The organism is Reinekea sp. G2M2-21 (assembly GCF_015687175.1).
In the GTDB taxonomy this organism is placed as follows: Bacteria; Pseudomonadota; Gammaproteobacteria; order Pseudomonadales; family Natronospirillaceae; genus Reinekea.
Map to the genome: position 1 here is coordinate 329,429 of NZ_JADPQG010000005.1, position 18,992 is coordinate 348,420.

Annotated in this window: 13 protein-coding genes; 10 read left to right on the top strand and 3 right to left on the bottom strand. The window is 49.1% G+C overall.

Going from position 1 to position 18,992, the window contains the following annotated elements; all coding sequences use genetic code 11:
• Positions 1-2: 2 nt before the first annotated feature.
• A complete protein-coding gene (locus IYN85_RS18665) occupies positions 3-890 on the bottom strand; it encodes a LysR family transcriptional regulator (RefSeq protein ID WP_196160446.1) in 888 nt (295 codons plus the stop codon).
• Positions 891-984: 94 nt separating this feature from the next.
• Between IYN85_RS18665 and IYN85_RS18670 the strand changes: the two genes are divergently transcribed.
• Positions 985-1,932 (top strand): NAD(P)H-binding protein, encoded by a 948-nt coding sequence (locus IYN85_RS18670; RefSeq protein WP_196160447.1) that lies wholly within the window; start codon positions 985-987, stop codon positions 1,930-1,932.
• Positions 1,933-2,511: 579 nt separating this feature from the next.
• On the opposite strand, the gene IYN85_RS18675 is transcribed toward IYN85_RS18670, so the two are convergent.
• Positions 2,512-2,790, bottom strand: a complete 279-nt coding sequence (locus tag IYN85_RS18675; protein WP_196160448.1) for a PA4642 family protein — start codon at positions 2,788-2,790, stop codon at positions 2,512-2,514.
• 210 nt (positions 2,791-3,000) lie between these two features.
• Here IYN85_RS18675 and IYN85_RS18680 point away from each other — a divergent pair, with 210 nt between their 5' ends.
• Together IYN85_RS18680 and IYN85_RS26495 are read left to right on the top strand one after the other, a co-directional pair.
• A complete protein-coding gene (locus IYN85_RS18680) occupies positions 3,001-4,755 on the top strand; it encodes an autotransporter assembly complex family protein (protein WP_196160449.1) in 1,755 nt (584 codons plus the stop codon).
• A gap of 3,602 nt (positions 4,756-8,357) precedes the next feature.
• Entirely contained in the window at positions 8,358-9,449 is a 1,092-nt protein-coding gene (locus IYN85_RS26495; RefSeq protein WP_370592230.1) for a translocation/assembly module TamB domain-containing protein, read from the top strand.
• A 230-nt stretch (positions 9,450-9,679) separates the two neighbouring features.
• On the opposite strand, the gene IYN85_RS18690 is transcribed toward IYN85_RS26495, so the two are convergent.
• Positions 9,680-10,417, bottom strand: coding sequence for a LuxR family transcriptional regulator (locus IYN85_RS18690; protein ID WP_196160451.1), 738 nt, complete (start codon positions 10,415-10,417; stop codon positions 9,680-9,682).
• A gap of 513 nt (positions 10,418-10,930) precedes the next feature.
• Here IYN85_RS18690 and IYN85_RS18695 point away from each other — a divergent pair.
• The 7 genes from IYN85_RS18695 to IYN85_RS18725 are packed head-to-tail and all read left to right on the top strand — an operon-like array spanning position 10,931 to position 18,991.
• Positions 10,931-11,803, top strand: a complete 873-nt coding sequence (locus IYN85_RS18695; RefSeq protein WP_196160452.1) for a decaprenyl-phosphate phosphoribosyltransferase — start codon at positions 10,931-10,933, stop codon at positions 11,801-11,803.
• Positions 11,804-11,814: 11 nt separating this feature from the next.
• On the top strand, positions 11,815-12,858 hold the full coding sequence (locus IYN85_RS18700; protein ID WP_196160453.1) for an NAD(P)-dependent oxidoreductase: 1,044 nt from the start codon (positions 11,815-11,817) through the stop codon (positions 12,856-12,858).
• 14 nt (positions 12,859-12,872) lie between these two features.
• Complete coding sequence (locus IYN85_RS18705) at positions 12,873-14,300, top strand: aspartate aminotransferase family protein (protein WP_196160454.1); 1,428 nt, start codon at positions 12,873-12,875, stop codon at positions 14,298-14,300.
• A 9-nt stretch (positions 14,301-14,309) separates the two neighbouring features.
• On the top strand, positions 14,310-15,602 hold the full coding sequence (locus IYN85_RS18710) for a lipopolysaccharide biosynthesis protein (RefSeq protein WP_196160455.1): 1,293 nt from the start codon (positions 14,310-14,312) through the stop codon (positions 15,600-15,602).
• Complete coding sequence (locus IYN85_RS18715) at positions 15,599-16,861, top strand: glycosyltransferase family 4 protein (protein ID WP_196160456.1); 1,263 nt, start codon at positions 15,599-15,601, stop codon at positions 16,859-16,861. Before IYN85_RS18710 ends, IYN85_RS18715 begins: the two co-directional genes overlap by 4 nt.
• A 19-nt stretch (positions 16,862-16,880) precedes the next feature.
• Positions 16,881-17,882, top strand: coding sequence for a glycosyltransferase family 2 protein (locus IYN85_RS18720; protein ID WP_196160457.1), 1,002 nt, complete (start codon positions 16,881-16,883; stop codon positions 17,880-17,882).
• Positions 17,879-18,991: an endonuclease/exonuclease/phosphatase family protein gene (locus IYN85_RS18725; protein ID WP_196160458.1), complete on the top strand. Its 1,113-nt coding sequence runs from the start codon at positions 17,879-17,881 to the stop codon at positions 18,989-18,991. The genes IYN85_RS18720 and IYN85_RS18725 overlap by 4 nt, the downstream gene beginning before the upstream one ends.
• Position 18,992: the final 1 nt, after the last annotated feature.

Consider the following 18,992-nt stretch of genomic DNA (forward strand, 5'->3'; position numbering starts at 1 on the left):
TCCTATAGGGCGATTAACGAATGCTCCAGTCGTTCCGCCAGAAAATCCATCATCACGCGGATGCGTTTGTTGTGTTGAACATCACGGTGACAGACCAAAAAGATAGGTAATGCCGGTAAGGTAATGCCAACGTCTATTGGTATTAGACCGTGGCGTTCACACAAGGCCTTATGAGTGCCGACAATGCCGCCACCCGACACTGCCGTGGCCAAATGCATGGGCATAAAATCGGTGCGGAACATGAATTCCTCGTTGCGGATATTCCATCCCAGAGCTTGCCCTCCATTTTCAAACTGCTTATCGCGGTCGTAGCCGAGCAGCCGGTGGCTGAACATATCTTCCGTGCTTTGCGGGACTCCGTGCCGGTCAAGGTAGTCTTGGCTAGCGTAGAACCCCAACGGAATGTCGAACAGATGCCGGGTAATCAGGTCTAATTGTGTGGGTGGGAACATGCGAATGGCGACATCGGCATCCCGCTTATCCAGGCTGGAGGCTTTGTTGCTTACCTCAAGTTCAACCGAGAGTTGCGGATAGCGGTCCATAAATTCCGGCAGGATAGAGGGCAGGTAGTAAAGGGCAATAACCTCGTTAACGCTGAGCCGGACACGGCCCGACAAGGTTTGTGCCTGGCCTTCGGCTAAGCGCTGCAAACGCTCTGCCGATTGTTGCATTCGTTCGCATTCCTCCAGCAACTCGCTACCAAAGGCGGTCAAACGCAACCCTTGCGTGCTTCGGTCAAACAGCGTCTGGCCCAATTCGTTTTCCATGGCCAGTAATTGTCGGCTCAAAGTCGGTTGTGAGACCTCGAGTGAGTTCGCCGCTTTGCTGAGGCTGCCCTGCTCCGCGATAGTCAGAAAGTACTGCCACCATTGCCAATCGAAGTTATTCATATATGAATATCCATTTGCATTTTATGTGTCTTCTTTATTTGTTATTGAATCGTAGAATGAACTCACTGACGAAACAAGACAAGAGGGCACAGACATGAAAACAGCATTGGTTATCGGTATTGGCGGCAACTTTGGGCTTCAGATGGCACACGCGTTGCGTGCGCAGGGTTGGCAGGTAAACGCCCTGCTGCGTAATGCCAGCAAGGCACCGGCATGGTTGACCGCGGATCAGATTCATATCGGCAGCGCACGGGATAAGGCCAGTGTTGCGCGGGCCGCGAAAGGCGCCGACGTGATCGTTTACGCCGCGAATCCGCAGTACCATCGTTGGCACGAAGAAGCCCTGCAGATGCTCGAACCCGTCGTTCAGGTTGCGCAAGAGCAGGGTGCACGCATTTTGTTCCCGGGCAATGTTTACAATTTCACGCCCACCGACCAACCCATTTCCGAGAGGCACCGCATGCAAGCACCCACCGATAAAGGGGAGATTCGTATTCAGATGGAGGCGCGACTGCTCCGTGCCAGCCAACAAGGAGCAAAGGTTACTCTGGTTCGGGCCGGTGATTTTCTCGGTGAGCAAATGCAAATGAGCTGGCTCGACTATATGCTGAAGGGTAAAAACGGTCAGTACAAATTGTCCATGCCGCACGATGATCAGCATGTACACTATTGGACTTACTTGCCTGATTTATGCGCCAATGCGGTAAAACTGGTGGAAAACGCGCAGTCTGACTTTGATGTCTGGCACGACCCCGGGTTTGCTTTGCGCACGAGTGATTGGCAGGAGGCCTTTGCGGCAAATGGATGGACGGTAAAAACCAGCGCGTTTCCCTGGTGGGTATTCCGACTGATTGCACCCTTTAATCCGATGCTGCGTGAGGTGTTTAAAATGCGTTATCTGTGGCAACGACCGGTAGTGATGGATGGATCAAAAATGTGTGCGGCTTTGGGAGCGCAGCGGAGCCAGACGGATTTCAGTAATATTGTCGCCGGAATGGTGGAGCGCAGTCTTCACACAACCGCCCAGTTGAAACAGGCCTAAGTGGACCTTCGGTCCGCTTTTTCGTGTTTTTTTAACACAAGTGTCCTGAGTCAGAAGTTCGTATCGTTTCAGAGCTCATGGGAAGCGCTAGTACAAGTCGCTCTTTGTAGAGAATATCGAGATCTTTTCAAGAAGAGCAACGCCGTAATAGTGTTTTCCATGAGCTCCCTTCGGGCGCGACATTCAAGCTCTCTATCGTCGTTCTGTCCCTTGTCAATGGAATAACCATTGACTGCGAGACACGCCTAGCTATAAAGCTTGAATGGCACGCTGAATTCTTGCGAACTTCTGACTCAGGACACTAGGGCACCTCTGAATAATTGCTATCTACCTCAGCGGGTGAAGAAATGCGCAAAATTCGAGGCAAGTTCTGCAGGCAATATTCATTATCTTGGCAAAGGACTTAACAACGAAATTTGCCATTTCAGCCCCGCCCTCCGGGTCCTTCAGATCGATGACTGAGCTTTGTTGTGTATTTTGAAAAGGACTCGCCATTCCCTGCAACACACGCCTCACTCATCCTTCGATCTGATAGGACTGAGGTGATTTGAATTAATCAGAGCTGCCCTAGGGTATGGCTCAAGCGGTCAACACCGCCAAATAGTCTTCGGCTTGCTCATGTTGACGCAGAATATCCGCTAAGGTTTTACCCTCTAAGTTGGTCGCGTGAATGTTGCGGCCTTCTGCCTGAAGCAGGGCGACAAATTGCGCAAAGGTGGCTTCGTTCATCCGCGTATAGGCGCGGTAAAGGCAATGAAAGTCCCTGTCTGTACCATCGTATGTGTTAAAATCGAGGTACATTCGCAGTTGGTCTTCGCTCCATTGTTCGCCTTCAACCCGTTTTTTATCACGCTTCATAATTTTCCTGACTTTTTACTGTTAATTTTTCGGAATCATACCGACGCAGCGTTCGCACGTGAAATGAACAATTGGCATAGATGGTTGCTAAAGGTGCATAAGAATCAGGGTCATTCGCTTGAAAAACATATACAAAATCAAAGGGCCGTGTAGCATGACTATCCGCGTGTTCAGGTACAGTACAGGTCATTTGTGACAACGTCTTTTTTTATGAAACGAGTTTTTTTATCAGCGTGGTTGTTATTGTTGGTCGCCGGTTTTGGGCAGGCCGATGAATTGCGCAATGCCAGTCGTTGGGATATTGCGGTGAAACCCTATAAATACGAATTGCAGGGCGAACTGGTGCGGGCTATCAAGGATTACCGTGCCGCTGTAAATCAAACAGGTATTCAACCCAGTCGGGACCGTCAACTGCGGGCTGAAACCGATCGGCTCACGCAACTGTTGAAAAGTCGGGGTTACTATAAGGCAGTTGTTGAAAGTGCTTACGATGACGAAAAGAATAAACCCAAATACCAGATCCGCTTGGGCAGCCGCTATCGAATAGCGGACATCAGCATCCGGGGTAATTTCCAGCCGTTTGATGAGGAATGGCAAAGTATCAAAGTTGGCGATCCACTCAGCGCTGTATTGGTTCTGGCTCAGCAAAATCGATTGAAAAAATACATCGAAGACCGCGCCTGTTACTACCGTGCCTCAGTCAATCATGAAGTGAAGTTAGATGAAGCCAATGAAACGGCGACCGTGGTGTTGCTGACCCAGGTTTTAGAACCCGCGAGTTTTGCGTCAGTGAGCTTCACCGGAATCGATGGAATCAACGAAGATTTTCTGCGCCGCGTTACCGGGATCAGCAAAGGCAATTGTTACAAACGCTCGATGATCGATAACGCAGTCATCAGCCTGTTCGATACAGGCCTGTTTCGACAGGTCCGGCCCGAAGTGCAACGAGATGATACCGGGCAGGTGGCGGTAACCTTTGCTGTGGAAAAACGCCAGAAACGGACCATCTCCGCCAGTACCGGTTGGGAGAGCGAGTTGGGTTTCGGTGCCAGTGTCGGCTGGTTGCACCGCGACTTGTTCGGCCGGGCGCAGAGTTTGTCGCTACAGGCCTCCGTGCAATCGGTGCAGCAATCGGCATCAGCCAAAATCGTTGTGCCCAGTTTCTTTGACCGCCGGAACAGGTTGAGTTGGACCAACAGCGCGACGCGGTTCAATCTGGATTCGGAATCCTATCAATACACCAGTACGGCCAGCTTGGAACGAAAAGCATCGCAAAAGGATTACTTTGAGTATGGTGTTGGCTACAGTCAGATCGATGAGCAAGGGGAAGATGGCTGGGATACCTATCAGCAAATTCGAGTGCCACTACAGTATCGTTACGATACCGTGCTTAACCCCTTCAATCCGGACAGCGGCATACGCGCGCGTTTCCAAGTAGAACCCGTGTTCGACATTAATGACAACTTTACGCCCTTTATTAAAACCACCGTCGGTTTCCAAAACTTTTGGACGTCGGACAATGATATTACCCTTGCAACCCGCTTGCGTTGGGGCGCTATCTGGTATGGCGATACGCTTGGCTCTTCCTCTACCGACATCCCCAATCTGGAATTGTACAGCGCCGGTGGCAGTACATCACTCCGGGGGTACGCTTACCAATCGATTAAGTCGTTGCAGGTCGATGAAAACGGTGACCCTATCGGCGGTACTCAACGTTGGTTAGCCGTAAATGAGTTGCGTGCACGCTTGAACGACAGTTGGGGGGTTGTGGGTTTCTGGGATATTGGCAAAGTCGGTTCTGAATTATCCGATGTACAGCAGCCCGGCTGGTACAGCGGAATAGGGCTGGGGGTACGCTACTATACGCGATTTGCACCGATCCGTTTGGATGTCGCAGTGCCTCTGGACAAAAGACCTGACGATGGCAAGTTTCTTATTTACGTTAGTTTAGGGCAGGCCTTTTAATGGCAGTCCATATTCGCAGCGTTGCCAAACGAACCTGGCGTTCCGTTCTCCGCATCGCCCTGATGTTGTTGATAGTCGTGGTGATCGCGTTGTCCATATTACTGGGTACCGAAGGTGGTCGTATTAACCTGCTGCAGCAAGGAGTGGCCTTACTGCGTGTTTGGTCTGGGCAGACGATTGAGGTGTCGGGCATACGGTCCCCCTCGTTAGGGCGATGGCAAATCGGACGACTGGCGCTTAGCCCGCCGACCGGCGTTGATTCTGTCGAAGTGCAGGGGCTGGATGTTCGTTGGGAATGGACCTATGCCTTGCAGAATCGCTGGTGGCTATCGTCGGTGACTGCCGATGCCATTACCGTCGACTTGGGTGAACCAGAAGCGGGCTCGGGTAATGCAGTAGCCATGCTGTACGCGTTATGGCCACGTATTCCGTCGTTGCGGGTAGAGCGATTGCGCGTTGACCGGGTTAACATCGAGCGTCCTCGTTACCCTACTTTTCGCAGTGAGTTGGATGCACAATTAGACATCAATTGGGGTGCGTTACCTGCCCGCTTGCTGGTTGGCTTGACCGAACAGGCAACGCAAAACCGTTATGCGCTGCAGTTATCAGCCGAGGCCATTGACCAATTGCGGTTGCAGGGCAGTCTCTTCACGGAGCCAGATACCGACTGGGCCGCTTGGTTGCGGTGGCAACTACCACAACCGGCAGAGGCCAATTGGGATGTACGTATCGATTACAGTCGGCCGGGCTATCTCTCTGTCGATGTGGATCAATGGGCAATGCCTTGGCAAAACCATATGCTTCAGGCAAAGGGTCAGTTTATTTATGACATTGACGCAGTTGCACTGAATTTTTCACCACTAAGACTCACCATGAATGACCAACCGGCGAGTCTGGATGGCTGGATTCAGGCGCAGTCATCACAATTGTCCATAACTATTGATGATTGGGTGCTGGACCCCTTTGCCGAACTGCTGGGCTTCGCTGAACTTCAGGGGCGGGCCAGTCTGCAGGCGCAATGGTTCGGTGGCTGGCGTAAACCGCGGCTGGACGGTAATGTCTCGGCCGCCGGGGTCTGGCAAGACAACGCCTTTGGGCTAGATATGGTCAGTGTGGCAGACCGTGCTTCGTTGCGCGTAACCGAAGGGTTGCTGACATTAGCCAATAACCGTTTTGAATTGATCGGGCAGGTTGATTGGATAACGGACGAACTGGATTTCGCCGTGAGCGGTGAAGTGCACACCGATCCGTTTTTCCGCGCACGTATTCCTGGCGTGCTCCGCGATTTTCAGGGAAAAGCAACGTTGAGCGGGCAGGTACAGGGCTTGGTGTCTGAACCGCGTATCCGCTTACAAACCCTAGGGGCTGGGGTGTGGCGTACCGATGATGTGCGTGTTAAAGCCGACGTCGAATGGTATGAGGGGTCGCTGTCGATTTCCGATATGGTGGTTTACAGCCCGATTTTGCAAGCGGAGGGGAGTTTACGGCTGAACCCTCAGCAATGGCAGGCTGATCTGGCCATTTCAGAATGGCGTACCGATATTCTCGGACGTTTAGGGGTGAGCTTCCCGGTTGCTTTTGAAGGTTCGGGTTATGGCAACCTGCATTTGGAAGGTACCGGAACCGAATGGTCGAGCTCAGGTGAGCTGGCCATACAGGGGTTGTGGCAACAATGGCCGTTGAACGGGCAGCTCAATATCGCCGAATTAGACAGCCGACATATCCGTTTGAACGACACCAATTTACAGCTGGGCAGCAGTCAGGCCAGGGTGAACGGCGACGTGACCTGGGCGGAACAATCGTTGAATCTGCGCGTTGAACATCAGGATTGGCCCTTATCTACCTTGCCGCCATGGTTATCGTTTTGGCCGGATATTCTGGCGTCGATGGACGGACTTTGGACAGGCCGAACCGACATCACCGGTCGCTGGAATCGCCCCGCTATTAAAACCGACAGTCAGCTGACAGGGACTTGGTTCGCAGAACCCTTATCGTTGGGGGTTGTGATAACACCGGATTCGAGCGAACAATGGACTGTAGACCGTTTGGATGCTAAGTGGTTGGGTGCGCAGTGGCAATACCAAGGTTCTTTGCAGCCATATGTCCTGGGCTTGGATGGGCAGGTCCGCCTGTCCGATTTGCACATGCGTCAATTGCCGCTGTTGTCTCGCGAGTTCACTGGAAAACAACGAGCATTGCCTGATAGTTTCGATGTCAGTGCCGGAGCGCAGATGTCTCTGCGTGGCAAGATCACAGAACCGAATTTATCCGGCCAGGTCTGGCTGACTGGTACACTGGATCAGCAGGCTTTTGACGCCGAGGCAGATCTCGGCTATCTCGATACCCGTTACGTGGATATTCGCTCGGCCAACGGTCAATGGGCGAATGGTGCCTGGACGCTTGAAGGTTTGTATGACTGGTCGCTAAATCAGTTTGCCTTGGCGATAGAGACCGACACACCAAATGCCAGCCACCTGGTTCCCTGGGTGCAATTGGCGGTGCAGGAAGCACCGGCTTTTGCCTGGTTGAATGGCTGGCAGGGATCATTGGTTGGCAACGTGCAAGTCGATAATCGAACGCTGGATTGGCTGATTGACGGTGATCTGACCAGCACTGGCGAGCTTTATGAGGACGATTATCGGGTGCATTGGGTTGGAAACGGACGCTTGCGGCAGAATCTGCAGCATACTGTGGACGCGCAATGGGGCGTCAGTGAGTTCACAGCGCAACTGCAGAGCGATGCGCAGTCGATCTCCGGTGATCTGGCCATGCAGTGGCTGAGCTATGAGCAATTGCGCCGCTTTGTCCCCTCGGTGCCGGAAACGTTAGAGGGACTGGTGAACGCACAGGCTTCCATACAGGGCAGTTTGAGTGATCCTGAATTTCAGGTTGAATTGGATACCACCGGGCAAATCGCGCTGGAGTCGCCTCACCGGTTTAATGCCCATCTTGATGTTGCGGGCAGTCGCTCGTATTGGCAGATAGATAAAACTCTGTTTGAAATACCGCGTGGTCTGTCCTTAACGGTGGCTGGCAGCGGTGCCGGTTTGCAAGGTGAGTTGTTGCTGGAAGGTTTTTTATCTGACACCAGCTACTGGATCGCGAATCCGGAAGTTGGTCTAGGTCAGGCGGCATTTCAGCTGACCGCTCAGGGGAATTTGCTTCAGCCGAATTTAACCGGATCTCTGGATTGGCGCGCTGCCAACTGGCCGGTGTCATTGCTGGGCAATTTACGTACCGAACAAGGGCAGTATCGGATTAACGGAACGATGCTGTCGGATGAACAGGTGCGTTTGAAAACCAACATCAGCAGCCCGATGCTGGCACTGAATTTATGGCCCTCGCAATGGCGTGGGCAACCCCTGTCGATCAGCGTGGCGTTGAATTCGCCTATGTCGGTTTTGGACCCCTTCTTCACCGATCAACCTGATATCAGTATTGCAGGCGATGTTTCCGGGCAGTTTGAATTATCCGGTTCACTGCGTGAGCCTGCCTGGAATGGCGAGCTGAGCTGGACCAACGGACGATTTGAGCATGCCGCATATGGATCCCTGCTTAAAGATATTCAGATGAGCATTGCCGGTGCGCAAACTCAATGGACCATTCAGGGGCAGGGTCAGGATGGGCGTCAGGGACAGGTGGCCTTGAACGGTGGGGTGCAGTTCCTGGGCGATGCTGACCGGATTTTAGCGCATACGATAGATATGGCGATCGACTTTACCTCGGCTCACCTGTTGAACCAGGCCAAAATGGACGCCGCAGTTACAGGGCGACTTGACGTAACCGGTCCTTATCACAACCTGTTATTGCGTGGCGACTTGAGCATCGCACCCTTGAATATGCAGTCAGATACTTTCTTGTGGGACGGTGCTCCCCAGCTCAATATCGTCAGTAGTGACGTGAACGATATTAACCAATTGATTGCCAAACCGTTTTATTGGCCAGATGGTAATTGGGACGTAACTTTATTGGTGAATAACCGCGCTAACCTTTATGGCCAAGGTATCAGTGCCGAACTGACCGGAGAGTTGGCGTTAACCGATAACCTCTATGCCCCCGGACTCTCCGGGCGCTTTAATCTGGTCAGGGGCTCCTATACCGGCCTGGGCCGGGTGTTTGCTCTGCAAAGTGGCTCGGTGCAGATACAGAACAACCAATTGGTGCTCGATATTCAGGGAGAGCATGTGGCCCGGATGAGTTTAAACAACCAACTGCAAATGGTGCCGATTCAATTACGGATTACCGGGAATCAGGACGCTCTGAGCCTTCAATTGAGTTCGGACACGAATCTCGATCAGGATGAATTATTGGCGCAGCTGTTGTTCGGAAAAATTGTGTCCGATCTGGACGTGCTGCAAGCGTTTCAATTGGCTAGTGTGGTCAATAAGCTGCGCACCGGCGATACCGGTTTCGACCCGATTGGTGCCACGCGGGAAAGCTTTGCATTGGATTCGTTGGTGGTCGATACCGAAACTAACGAGGAAGGAAATTTGCAGCTCAATGTCAGTGCCGGTAAGTACATCAACGACTATCTGTATTTGGAAGTGGAACAGGATGTGGGCAGTGAGCAGGAGTTTCGTGGTAGTCTGCAGTTTAAAGTGACACCCAATACCAATCTGGAACTCTACACACAGGGTGCCGGTGGTGAGTTCGATCGCAACGGTGTGGAGTTAAATTGGAGCTGGGATTACTAGAGTCGGAACTTCATATGGTTCCAGAGCGAATGGGAAGCGCTGGTACATGGCGCTCTTAGTCGAGAATATCGAGATCTTTTCAAGAAGAGCAACGCCGTAGCAGTTTTTTTCATGAGCTCCCTTCGGGCGCGACATTCAAGCTCTCTAGCGTAGTTCTGTCTCTGGTCAATGGAATAACCATTGACTGCGAGATACGCCTAGAAGTGTCTTATGTTTAATTGCGAATTCAGTTAACCGAATGCAGGCCTGACGACGCCAGACAAGATCGCTTTTGAAATTGCCTGATAGCGATTAGAGGCACCCAGTTTCCCTGATGCGTTTTTCAAATGAAATATTGCAGTGTGTTCTGAACAGCCAATGATCTTGGAGATTTCCCAAGCACTTTTGCCCTCAGTTGCCCATAACAGACACTCTATTTCTCGTTTAGTCAGCAGTGAAGCCGCTTTGGAAAGCTGATTGATGCGGATGCGTTTTATGGTTTGTTGCAACGTCGGAATTAAAAGTTGCACCTTTTCAACGGCTGGTGTCATGACCTGTATGTCAGCATTTTCCAAAGTCGCTGTGGCGAAATTCATAACGCCCACCTGACCAAAAGCGCCGTGAATCGGAACGGTGAAACCCGAGTTTAACCCAAATCGTTTGGCGTCAATTAGAACATCTCGATTCGTTGGCTTTTGAGTTTTACACGTCAGTAATTGGTGCCAACCGACAGGCAAGTAATTAGATACAGCGTACTGAAAGACGGGGTCGCGACCTAGGTAACCGTTTGTTTTGTAGTGTCTTTTCCACGCTTCGGGGTAATTGTCCAGTTCGAAGTAGTCTGTATTAGTTGCCGATATTGGCCACAATACACCCAGTAAAAAAAACTCGAATTTTATATGTTCCGCCAGTTGCAACAGACAATTTTTTACTTCGGCTTCCGAGTTTGCCGATTGTAACTGACCCATTAGCGTTAATACGGTCGTCACAGTGTCTCTCCATTTTTTTAGATGTTATTCAAATTTTAACGAGGTCTATTTAATCAGACTCCGTTGCCGAGCCGTATAGCGTTTTTTAGACAGGCTTCAAAAAATAGCAATTAAGTGACTTTTAAATTTTTAAACTGTGACCTTTCCGGCTTTAAAAAAGTAGAGCAGGTACCGTTCCTCTACGCGGAAACAAAAAAACAATGTGATAATTTTGTGACATGGAAGGGTAGGTTGGGTTGAATTTCATTAAGGTTGAATTTTGCAGTTGTATTAACGAGCCTTTAAAATTTTCTATGCACTAAAAAATAGCGAAGGGAAAAACTTTGTTTCATATTGATGCAAAATCGAAACTTGTTTTCTTTAAACTGTGAGTGAATACACAATTAATATTAAAAGCAGCAATACCTCCCAGATCTGGTAGGTACATTCGCTGATTCAATCCCATACCATTCTTTTTCGTTGAATTTATAGTCTTCTCCTTGTTGAGGAGAAGAACTTTTATAGGGAATGGACATGCTGAACTTGAATATTTCGTGGTTCATCCAAGCTGTTAAACTGATGCGTCTCAAGCATTGGATTAAAAACGGTTTTGTATTTCTACCCTTATTGTTTTCGGAACAGTTGTTTCTGGGGCCTGCGTGGCAGAGTACCTTGTTAACCGCGTTTCTTTTTTGTATCTGTGCGTCATCTATCTATGTTGTTAACGACATTTTTGATGTCGAGAAAGATCGCAATCACCCTGTAAAGCGAATGCGACCTATTGCCAGCGGTAAGGTCACAAAAAAACAGGCGTGGACTATTGCTGCGTTTCTCACAGTGTTGGGGATTGGCGTGAGTGTATTCGTGCCTCCTACGGCCAGGTTAATCGTACTGGCGTACTTTCTGATGAATGTCGCTTACTCCTCTATTTTAAAACACGAAGTGTTGTTGGATGTTTTCATCGTCGCCATCGGATTTGTATTGCGCGTAATAGCAGGATCTGTTTCAACCTCATGGGAGTCCGCCAGCTGGTTAATACTCGTTACTTTCTTTATTGCGCTTTTCCTTGCGTTGGGTAAACGCAGGCACGAGCTTCTCTATTCCGATTCCACCAATACGACATTGCGTCCGGTGTTAGAAAAATATAACGAAAAGTTGTTGGACTATCTCATCATCATCTCAGCCACACTCACCATTATTTCCTATTCACTCTTCGTGGTATTGCGTGATCCTTACATATTCACCTTGCCCTTTGTGATCTACGGAATGTTTCGCTATATGCACCTTGTGTATACGCAGGACTCTGGTGGCGACCCGACCGATACCGTCAGTAAGGACAAGGTCATCATCGTGAATGTCGGTGTCTGGAGTTTGATTGTGACTGGGCTGTTGATATTCGCAAATTGAGGAAGCAAAAAATGAAGCGCGTATTGATTACGGGGTGTTGTGGCGTTCTGGGTGAAAATCTGGTGCATTACTTGGCAGGTAAAAGTGAGTTTGAATTGTTTGGCTTAGATCTGTTTCCGGCAAACGAGGCGATAGCCACAGAGGTAAGTTTCTATCGAGGAGACATAACGGATTCTGACGATCTTCGGCGAGCTCTTCAGGGTGTAGACATTGTTGTTCATACCGCGTCAGCGTCGCCCGCCTACTCACGCGAAAAAATATTCAGCATTGTTGTGGAAGGAACCCGGAAAGTTTTACAACAAAGTTTGGCACAAGGTGTAGAACGTGTCGTCTATGTTTCTTCCACCGCTGTGTACGGTATACCGGACAAGATGCCGATGACGGAGGACGATGAAATTCAGCCATTCCACGATCCTTACAATCAGGCGAAGGCACAAGCCGAGCGTTTGTGTCAGGAATATCGTGAACATGGCCTCATTGTACCAATACTGCGCCCAAGAACTTTCCTGGGCCCCAATCGACTGGGAACTTTTGCGATGCTTTTTGATTGGGCACAAGAGGGTAGACATTTCCCAATCTTGGGTAGTGGACACAACCGTTATCAGTTTCTCGATGTGGAAGACCTTTGCCTGGCCATTTATCTGTGTCTGATTAAGCCCGATGACACCGTCAATGATACGTTTAACATTGGCGCGGAAGAGTTTGGTTCTATGAAAGAAAGTTACCAGGCTGTATTAACGGAAGCTGGTTTCGGAAAGAAAATTCGTTGCATTCCAGCTCGGCCGGCCATGCTAATTCTGGATTTTTTAAGCCGACTCAATCTTACTCCGTTGTACAAGCGACTCTATCGAAAGGTACATCTGGACTATTACGTATCGACGGATAAAGCGAAAAAAGCGCTTGGCTTTAAAGCGAAATATTCAAATACAGAAACGTTAGTTCGCAGTTACCTTTGGTATGTACAAAACCAGCATCAATTAAGCCAGGAAGGCGGAAGCCGAAATAATGCGCGATGGAACCAAGGCGCGCTGAAACTGGCGAAAATATTTTTTTAATTGGAGGCTACATCATGAATCATGTGCTCAGAAAACCCGAAGTATCGACATTCTATAGCCTCGACGAATTGCATGAAATGTCCATGGCTGAAGGACTGTCCCTGTTTAAAGAGTATATCAATCCCCAACTCGGCAGAATGTACCATTTGTTGGGGCTTGCCGACAGGAAGCCTGTCAAAGCACAGGGTCTGATTATTGACATGAGTGACGGCTCGCAAGTATTGGATATGACGGCGGGTCTGGCAGTGCTGAACGTTGGTCACAACCATCCCAGGATTCTGGCCGCGAGAAAACAATGGGCAGAGCAGCAACAACTTGAAATATGGAAGTTTATTCCATCACCGTATCAAGCTGGCTTGGCACACAACCTGTCTAAACTGATGCCAGCGGGCTTGAATAAGGTGTTTTTTTGCAATAGCGGAGCCGAAGCAAACGAAGGCGCCTTAAAGCTGGCCCAAAAGTATGTCGGAATGGATCGCCCCATTGTTGTCTATACCGACATTTCATTTCACGGAAAGTCTCACGCGACCCTGTCTGTTTCAGGCAGTGAGCGTGAAGGGAATAAGCATTTTAAGCAAATGAGCGATTGTATCGAAGTGCCCTACGGCAATGCCGATGCTTTCGAGCAGGTTGTACAGAGCCACAAAAAAACATTCGGAAAAACCCGTGTCGGTACCTTTATTGTTGAAGCAATTCGAAGTGAAGGTTTGGTGAAACCACCTGAAGGCTATTTCGATAAAATACAGGCGGTGTGCCGTAAGCACGATATAGTACTGATCTTGGATGAAGTTTTCTGTGGTTTTGGTCGCACCGGAAAGATGTTTGCGTTTGAACACCAAAATGTCGTGCCAGACATAGTATCGTTTTCAAAAGCCTTTGGCGCAGGTAAAGCATCCTTTGGTGGCTTTGTCAGCCAAGATCGTTTGTTTCAGAAGGCCTATGGTAAGTTGAAACACGCGACCCTGCACTCGACAACCTATAATGGTTTCGGTGAAGAAATTGTGACAGCTATCGAATCTATCAATATTATTCGCGACGAACGTTTGGTTGAAAAGTCTGAACAATTAGGCGCTTATCTGCTTGCCGAACTCCTGGCGTTAAAAACAAAACACGCGGGTATCTTAGCGGATGTTCGTGGTGCGGGCCTACTGGTGAATATTGAATTAAAGAATTTAGCGTCCAGTATCGCCAAAAAATTCCCTTTACCGATTCCCGATGAAGTTATTTCAAAGGTCACTACGGGTGGTGTTATTACCGAGTTATATGAGAAACACAACATTCTCGTTTATACGCCTTTGCACAATCACAATCTGATTATGGTGTCCCCGTCGTTGACCATTTCGAAAGCGCAAATTGATCAGTTTGTACAGGCGATAGACGACGTTTTGTCGACGAACTTGATTGAAAAAGGTCTTACTTATCTGAAAAGAGTATTGGGATAATTCAGACGTATGAATACGGTGTCTACCTCTGAAGAAATGCCTGATAAGAGAGGCAGTATTCTGTTGATGTTACGGAAGCTATTGTCGCAGTTATCGATTGTGCTGGGCTTTAACCTAACGTCATACGCCTTGCGGTTTTCTGTTACGGTTGTGATTGCGCGTGAACTGGGACCAGCCTTCTACGGCAACCTGGCTTTCATTATGAGTTTGAGCGCATTGCTGTTTTTACCGATGGCCATGGGGCAGCATTCGGTGATGTACAAATACCTTTCTACGGCAGAACCTGATCAACGCAATGAACGTATGTGGACGGTGTTTGCGGGTAATATGCTGTTTGTCTTGCTGATCGGCTCCGCTCTGTTTGCCTGTTCTGAGTGGATAGAAAGTTGGCTTGGGATTGATGAGGCTGTCTGGTCTATTGCTATTTTATTGGCTGTTGGCAATAACTTTCAGGCGATTTCTGAGTCTTTTTTAAGAGGTCAGAGCCGTTTTCTGAGTATTGGTGTTGCACGCTTGGTAAGCACCATTTTTATGGTTATTACGATGATTGTTGTGTTGCTTCAATCGCAGCCGAACGTTTTTTGGGTAGCCGTGGTTTTCAGTTTTGGAACGTTCACTTTTTCCCTGATGGCGCTTTTACGCGCCGGTTTGCGTCGGCCTGAGTTCAATCGAAGTTTTTATGGTCTGTCGCTAAAGTATGGTGGCAGCATGATGCTAGGACAGATATTGGTAGCGGTACTCTTTGAGGGTGATATTTTACTGTTGAAAGGGTTCTTGACTGAATCCGATCTTGGGCTATACGCCGCCCACCTTGGGTTACTGAAACAGATATTCTTTATCTTCTTTGTGGAAATATTTTGCGTTGTGCTTTTGCCTGCGCTGGCGAAGGCAAACCGAAGTTCAATTTGGGCGGCAGGCAAGGCGTATCTGCCCATCGCGATCCTGTCTCTTTATAGTTTGTCCTTCATCGCGTTGACCTTGTTGCTGCGTCTGTTTGGCCACGGTTTTTCCAGCAGTTGGTTATACACCGTTTTAGGCTCTGCTGCCATTACACTGTTTACCTTCTTTCAGTTGGCTAATCATTTGTTGACCATGGATGGCGGGCGCGCAGCCAGGATTGGCAGCATTGCTGTGGCTTGTTGCTTACCCTTTTTTATCGTTGGCCTACCTTTGGGCGCAGCGCAGTACGGACTCACGGGCGCACTTGCGTCAATCACCTTGGTATACGGTGCCATGCTTATGGTTACGCTGTTCGCTTTAAAAATTTATTACAGCGATCGTTTTATTGGAGAGGCTTCATGAAAATATCCATTATCTGTACAGAATTTCCACCGAACTACCGGGGTGGTTTGGGTATTTATATGGAAAGGGTCGTTAAACAGTTAGTTGAGGAAAAGCACGATCTGACACTCTATACGTTGAATTATCCCTATCCGCTACCTAAAACCGAACGAAGGGACTCATTGACCATTCATCGTATTTCGCCCTGCCGATTTACACGAAAAGGATTAGATGCGACGCGTGGCGAACTTTCACTCAAGGCTATCTTGTTTAATGCGCTGAACTTGGCGATGTTCAACTGGCATGCCTTCCGAAAGCTTTGGCGGAGTAAAAGGCGCAACGAATTAGGGACATTAGCGGTACACGATTGGATGTGTGTTCCCGCAGCCTTGTTGTTGTATTACATCACACGGCAGCCGTTGGTCTTCCATGTTCACAGTACCGAAATGAGCATGAACCTCCACGGGACCAATGGTTTTACGCCGAAAGTCGCGGCATGGCTGGAGAGAAAAATTGGCAAGGTTGCTCGTCACGTTATTGTGCCGAGTGAGGAAATTAAACGGCAGTTAGAAAGCTTTGGATGGGACGCAGCAAAGATAAGCGTTGTGCATCATGGCTACGAAGACACTGTTTTGCAAGGGGTGTTAGAGCGTGCAGCAACCGACACAGAAACGCAGCGGCTACTGAAATGTGACCTGGGATTGGGACCCGCGACCAAAGTACTGCTGTTCGCGGGACGATTGATTACGCACAAAGGCGTGGACACTCTGTTGAGGGCCATGCCATTGGTCATAAAAAAACATTCAGATGTAAAACTGGTTTTGGTCGGTTCCGGTGAGGCGAATTATCAACAGCAGATGCAATCGACCATCCACACACTTGGCATTGAAGCCCATGTACATGCGTACTTTGAACAAATGCCGCAAGAAGCAGTAATGCAACACTATTGCTTAGCCGATGTTTGCATCTTCCCGTCCGTATACGAACCGTTTGGTTTTGTGGCACTTGAAGCCATGTCGTTGGCGAAACCGGTCGTGTTGGGTTGTGGCTTCCCGGAAGTGATACGCGCGCCACAGAATTGTGGTTACACCGACGCACCGGTGTCGGCTTTCTCCGACAGCGATAATGCGATGGCTTTGGCGGAGTGCATTAATCGGTTGTTGGAAGCGCCAGAAGAAGCTAAGCAGCTTGGCGAACGTGCTCAAGCGTATGTGAAACAGCAATTTCGATGGCACAAAACGAGCACGCAAACATTGCAGGTCTATGAACAGATTGGCTAACCCGAAAAAGGAACACAGTGTGTACGATAACAAAACGTTGGTCTCAGTCGTTATACCAAATTACAACTCCAGCAAAACAATTCTATTGTGTTTGGAAGCCTTGATTTCTCAAACGCATAAAGAACTCGAAATTATCGTCGTGGATGATGGCAGTACCGATGGCTGCCTGGGGCTAATCGAGCCCTTCCATGTCACGATATTATCCACCGGTAATAACGCCGGACCTTCAAAAGCTCGCAATATGGGTGCCATGGCGGCGAAAGGAGAGGTGATCTTTTTCTTGGATTCGGACGTTGCCCTGTTTACTGACGCTATTGAGAATACCCTGATCGCGTTTAATCAAAATTCGGCTTTGGGTTCGGTTTGTGGCATCTACGATAAAGTACCTTTGATACGCGACAGCATCGTCGAAGACTATCGTAGTCTGCAAGCCTACCATTGGCGTAAAAGCTCGGAAGGTATCGTGACGCCCGGATTCTTTTCTTTAGGCGCGGTAAAGCGATATGTTTTTCACGAGATTGGTGGTTTTAATGAATCGCTGCGCGATTCAGAAGACGCGGAATACGGCCACCGTTTGTCGCAACACTACCAGTTATTGCTTACGTCAACGGTGATGGGGCGACACGACGACGATGACAGTGTTCGCGTGATAATGTCGAAATTATTCAAACGGGCACGTACGCGAATTCCGCTGTACATGCGCCGAGGCAAGCCAATGCAAGGTTTTGAAACACCGGCCCGTGCATTAGCGCTTGGTTTTGCCGCTCTGACGTTATTGACGTTGCCATTGTCGACGCTCCATTGGGGTTTTTTGGCACTGACAGTGTTTTGGCTCTGTGTGTTTATCGCGTTGGACGGATCTCAATACGTGTTTGTGGCCAAAGAACGTGGGCTGCGATTCTTGATATTTTTTACCTCGGTGCACTTGCTCGTCAGTGCAACAGCCTGTGCTGGCCTGTGCAAGGGCCTCATTGACTGGTGTATCGATCCAGCGTTTCGACGCGGTGGGGTAAGCGCGTGACATTAGCTATTCCCCGAAGAGTCAACAGAGTCCGTTGGTTAGACTACCTGGTAGTTGCCCTAGCGGGTTTCTGGGTGTTGTTTATGATTTTCTTCCTGGTGGCTGCGGGCTCATTTTCGTTGATGAGCCTTCCCGGCAGTACTCCGCCTTTTGTCTTTCTTTTGGTCCCTGTGGTGCTGGGTTTACTTACGGCCGTTGGTAGTCGAAAGCGATGGGCTATGGCGTTGTCTTTGGCTGGATTCCTACTGGGCACCACGCAACTCGATGTGAACTGGAGGCCATTGCCGGTCAGTGTTGCAGATGCAGATGCCAGAGAATTGGTGGTGTTTAACTGGAATAGCCTGATGTGGGATGAGAAAAAAGACAAAGCGGCTTTTTATCAGTTTTTGCAAAAACAGAACGCCGACATCTATTTACTACAGGAAGTTCTGTACAGTGCCTCAGAGCATGATGTTGAATCGGATGCTCGATTGAACAGCCCCGCCATTCCGATTTCTACCGTGATTCCGGGCTTGGATGCTGATTACCTGACCTTCGACAAAACCCCTGAAATTTTGTCTTATTTTCCAGGTTACCACCTGGTTCATCAACAGCAGTTTCTGATTTTATCACGCTACCCGATTCAGAACGCCTACCTGGACCCTTCCGATCAGTTTCAGGTAGCCGATGTGCAAATAGGTGAACACACACTACGCTTGTTCAATGTTCATATTGCGTTGCACTTGGAGTTTAAAGACCCTTTAACGAGAGATTTTTATGATGCTTTGGACAGACGGTTTCGCGTTCGAAATATTGCATTTGACCGGCTGCACGCAGCGATAGAGAAAACGCAGCAGGATTACATTATTGCCGGTGATTTTAACTCGCCAAAACCGATGGGAACCATGCGAACGCTAACGAAGCAACAGGTGGATCTGTTTCGTTATGGGCAGGAGCGGTTTCCGGTCACATTTGAGTTTAACGGCCTGCGCTGGTGGCGATTTGACTATGTCTTCGCAAATCCGGATCACGGATTCCAAGTGCTGGGATTTGAGAATATTCCTATTGAAGCGCTGTCCGACCACAACGCGCAACGAATTACCCTGCAATATTTAACCGAAGAATTATAAG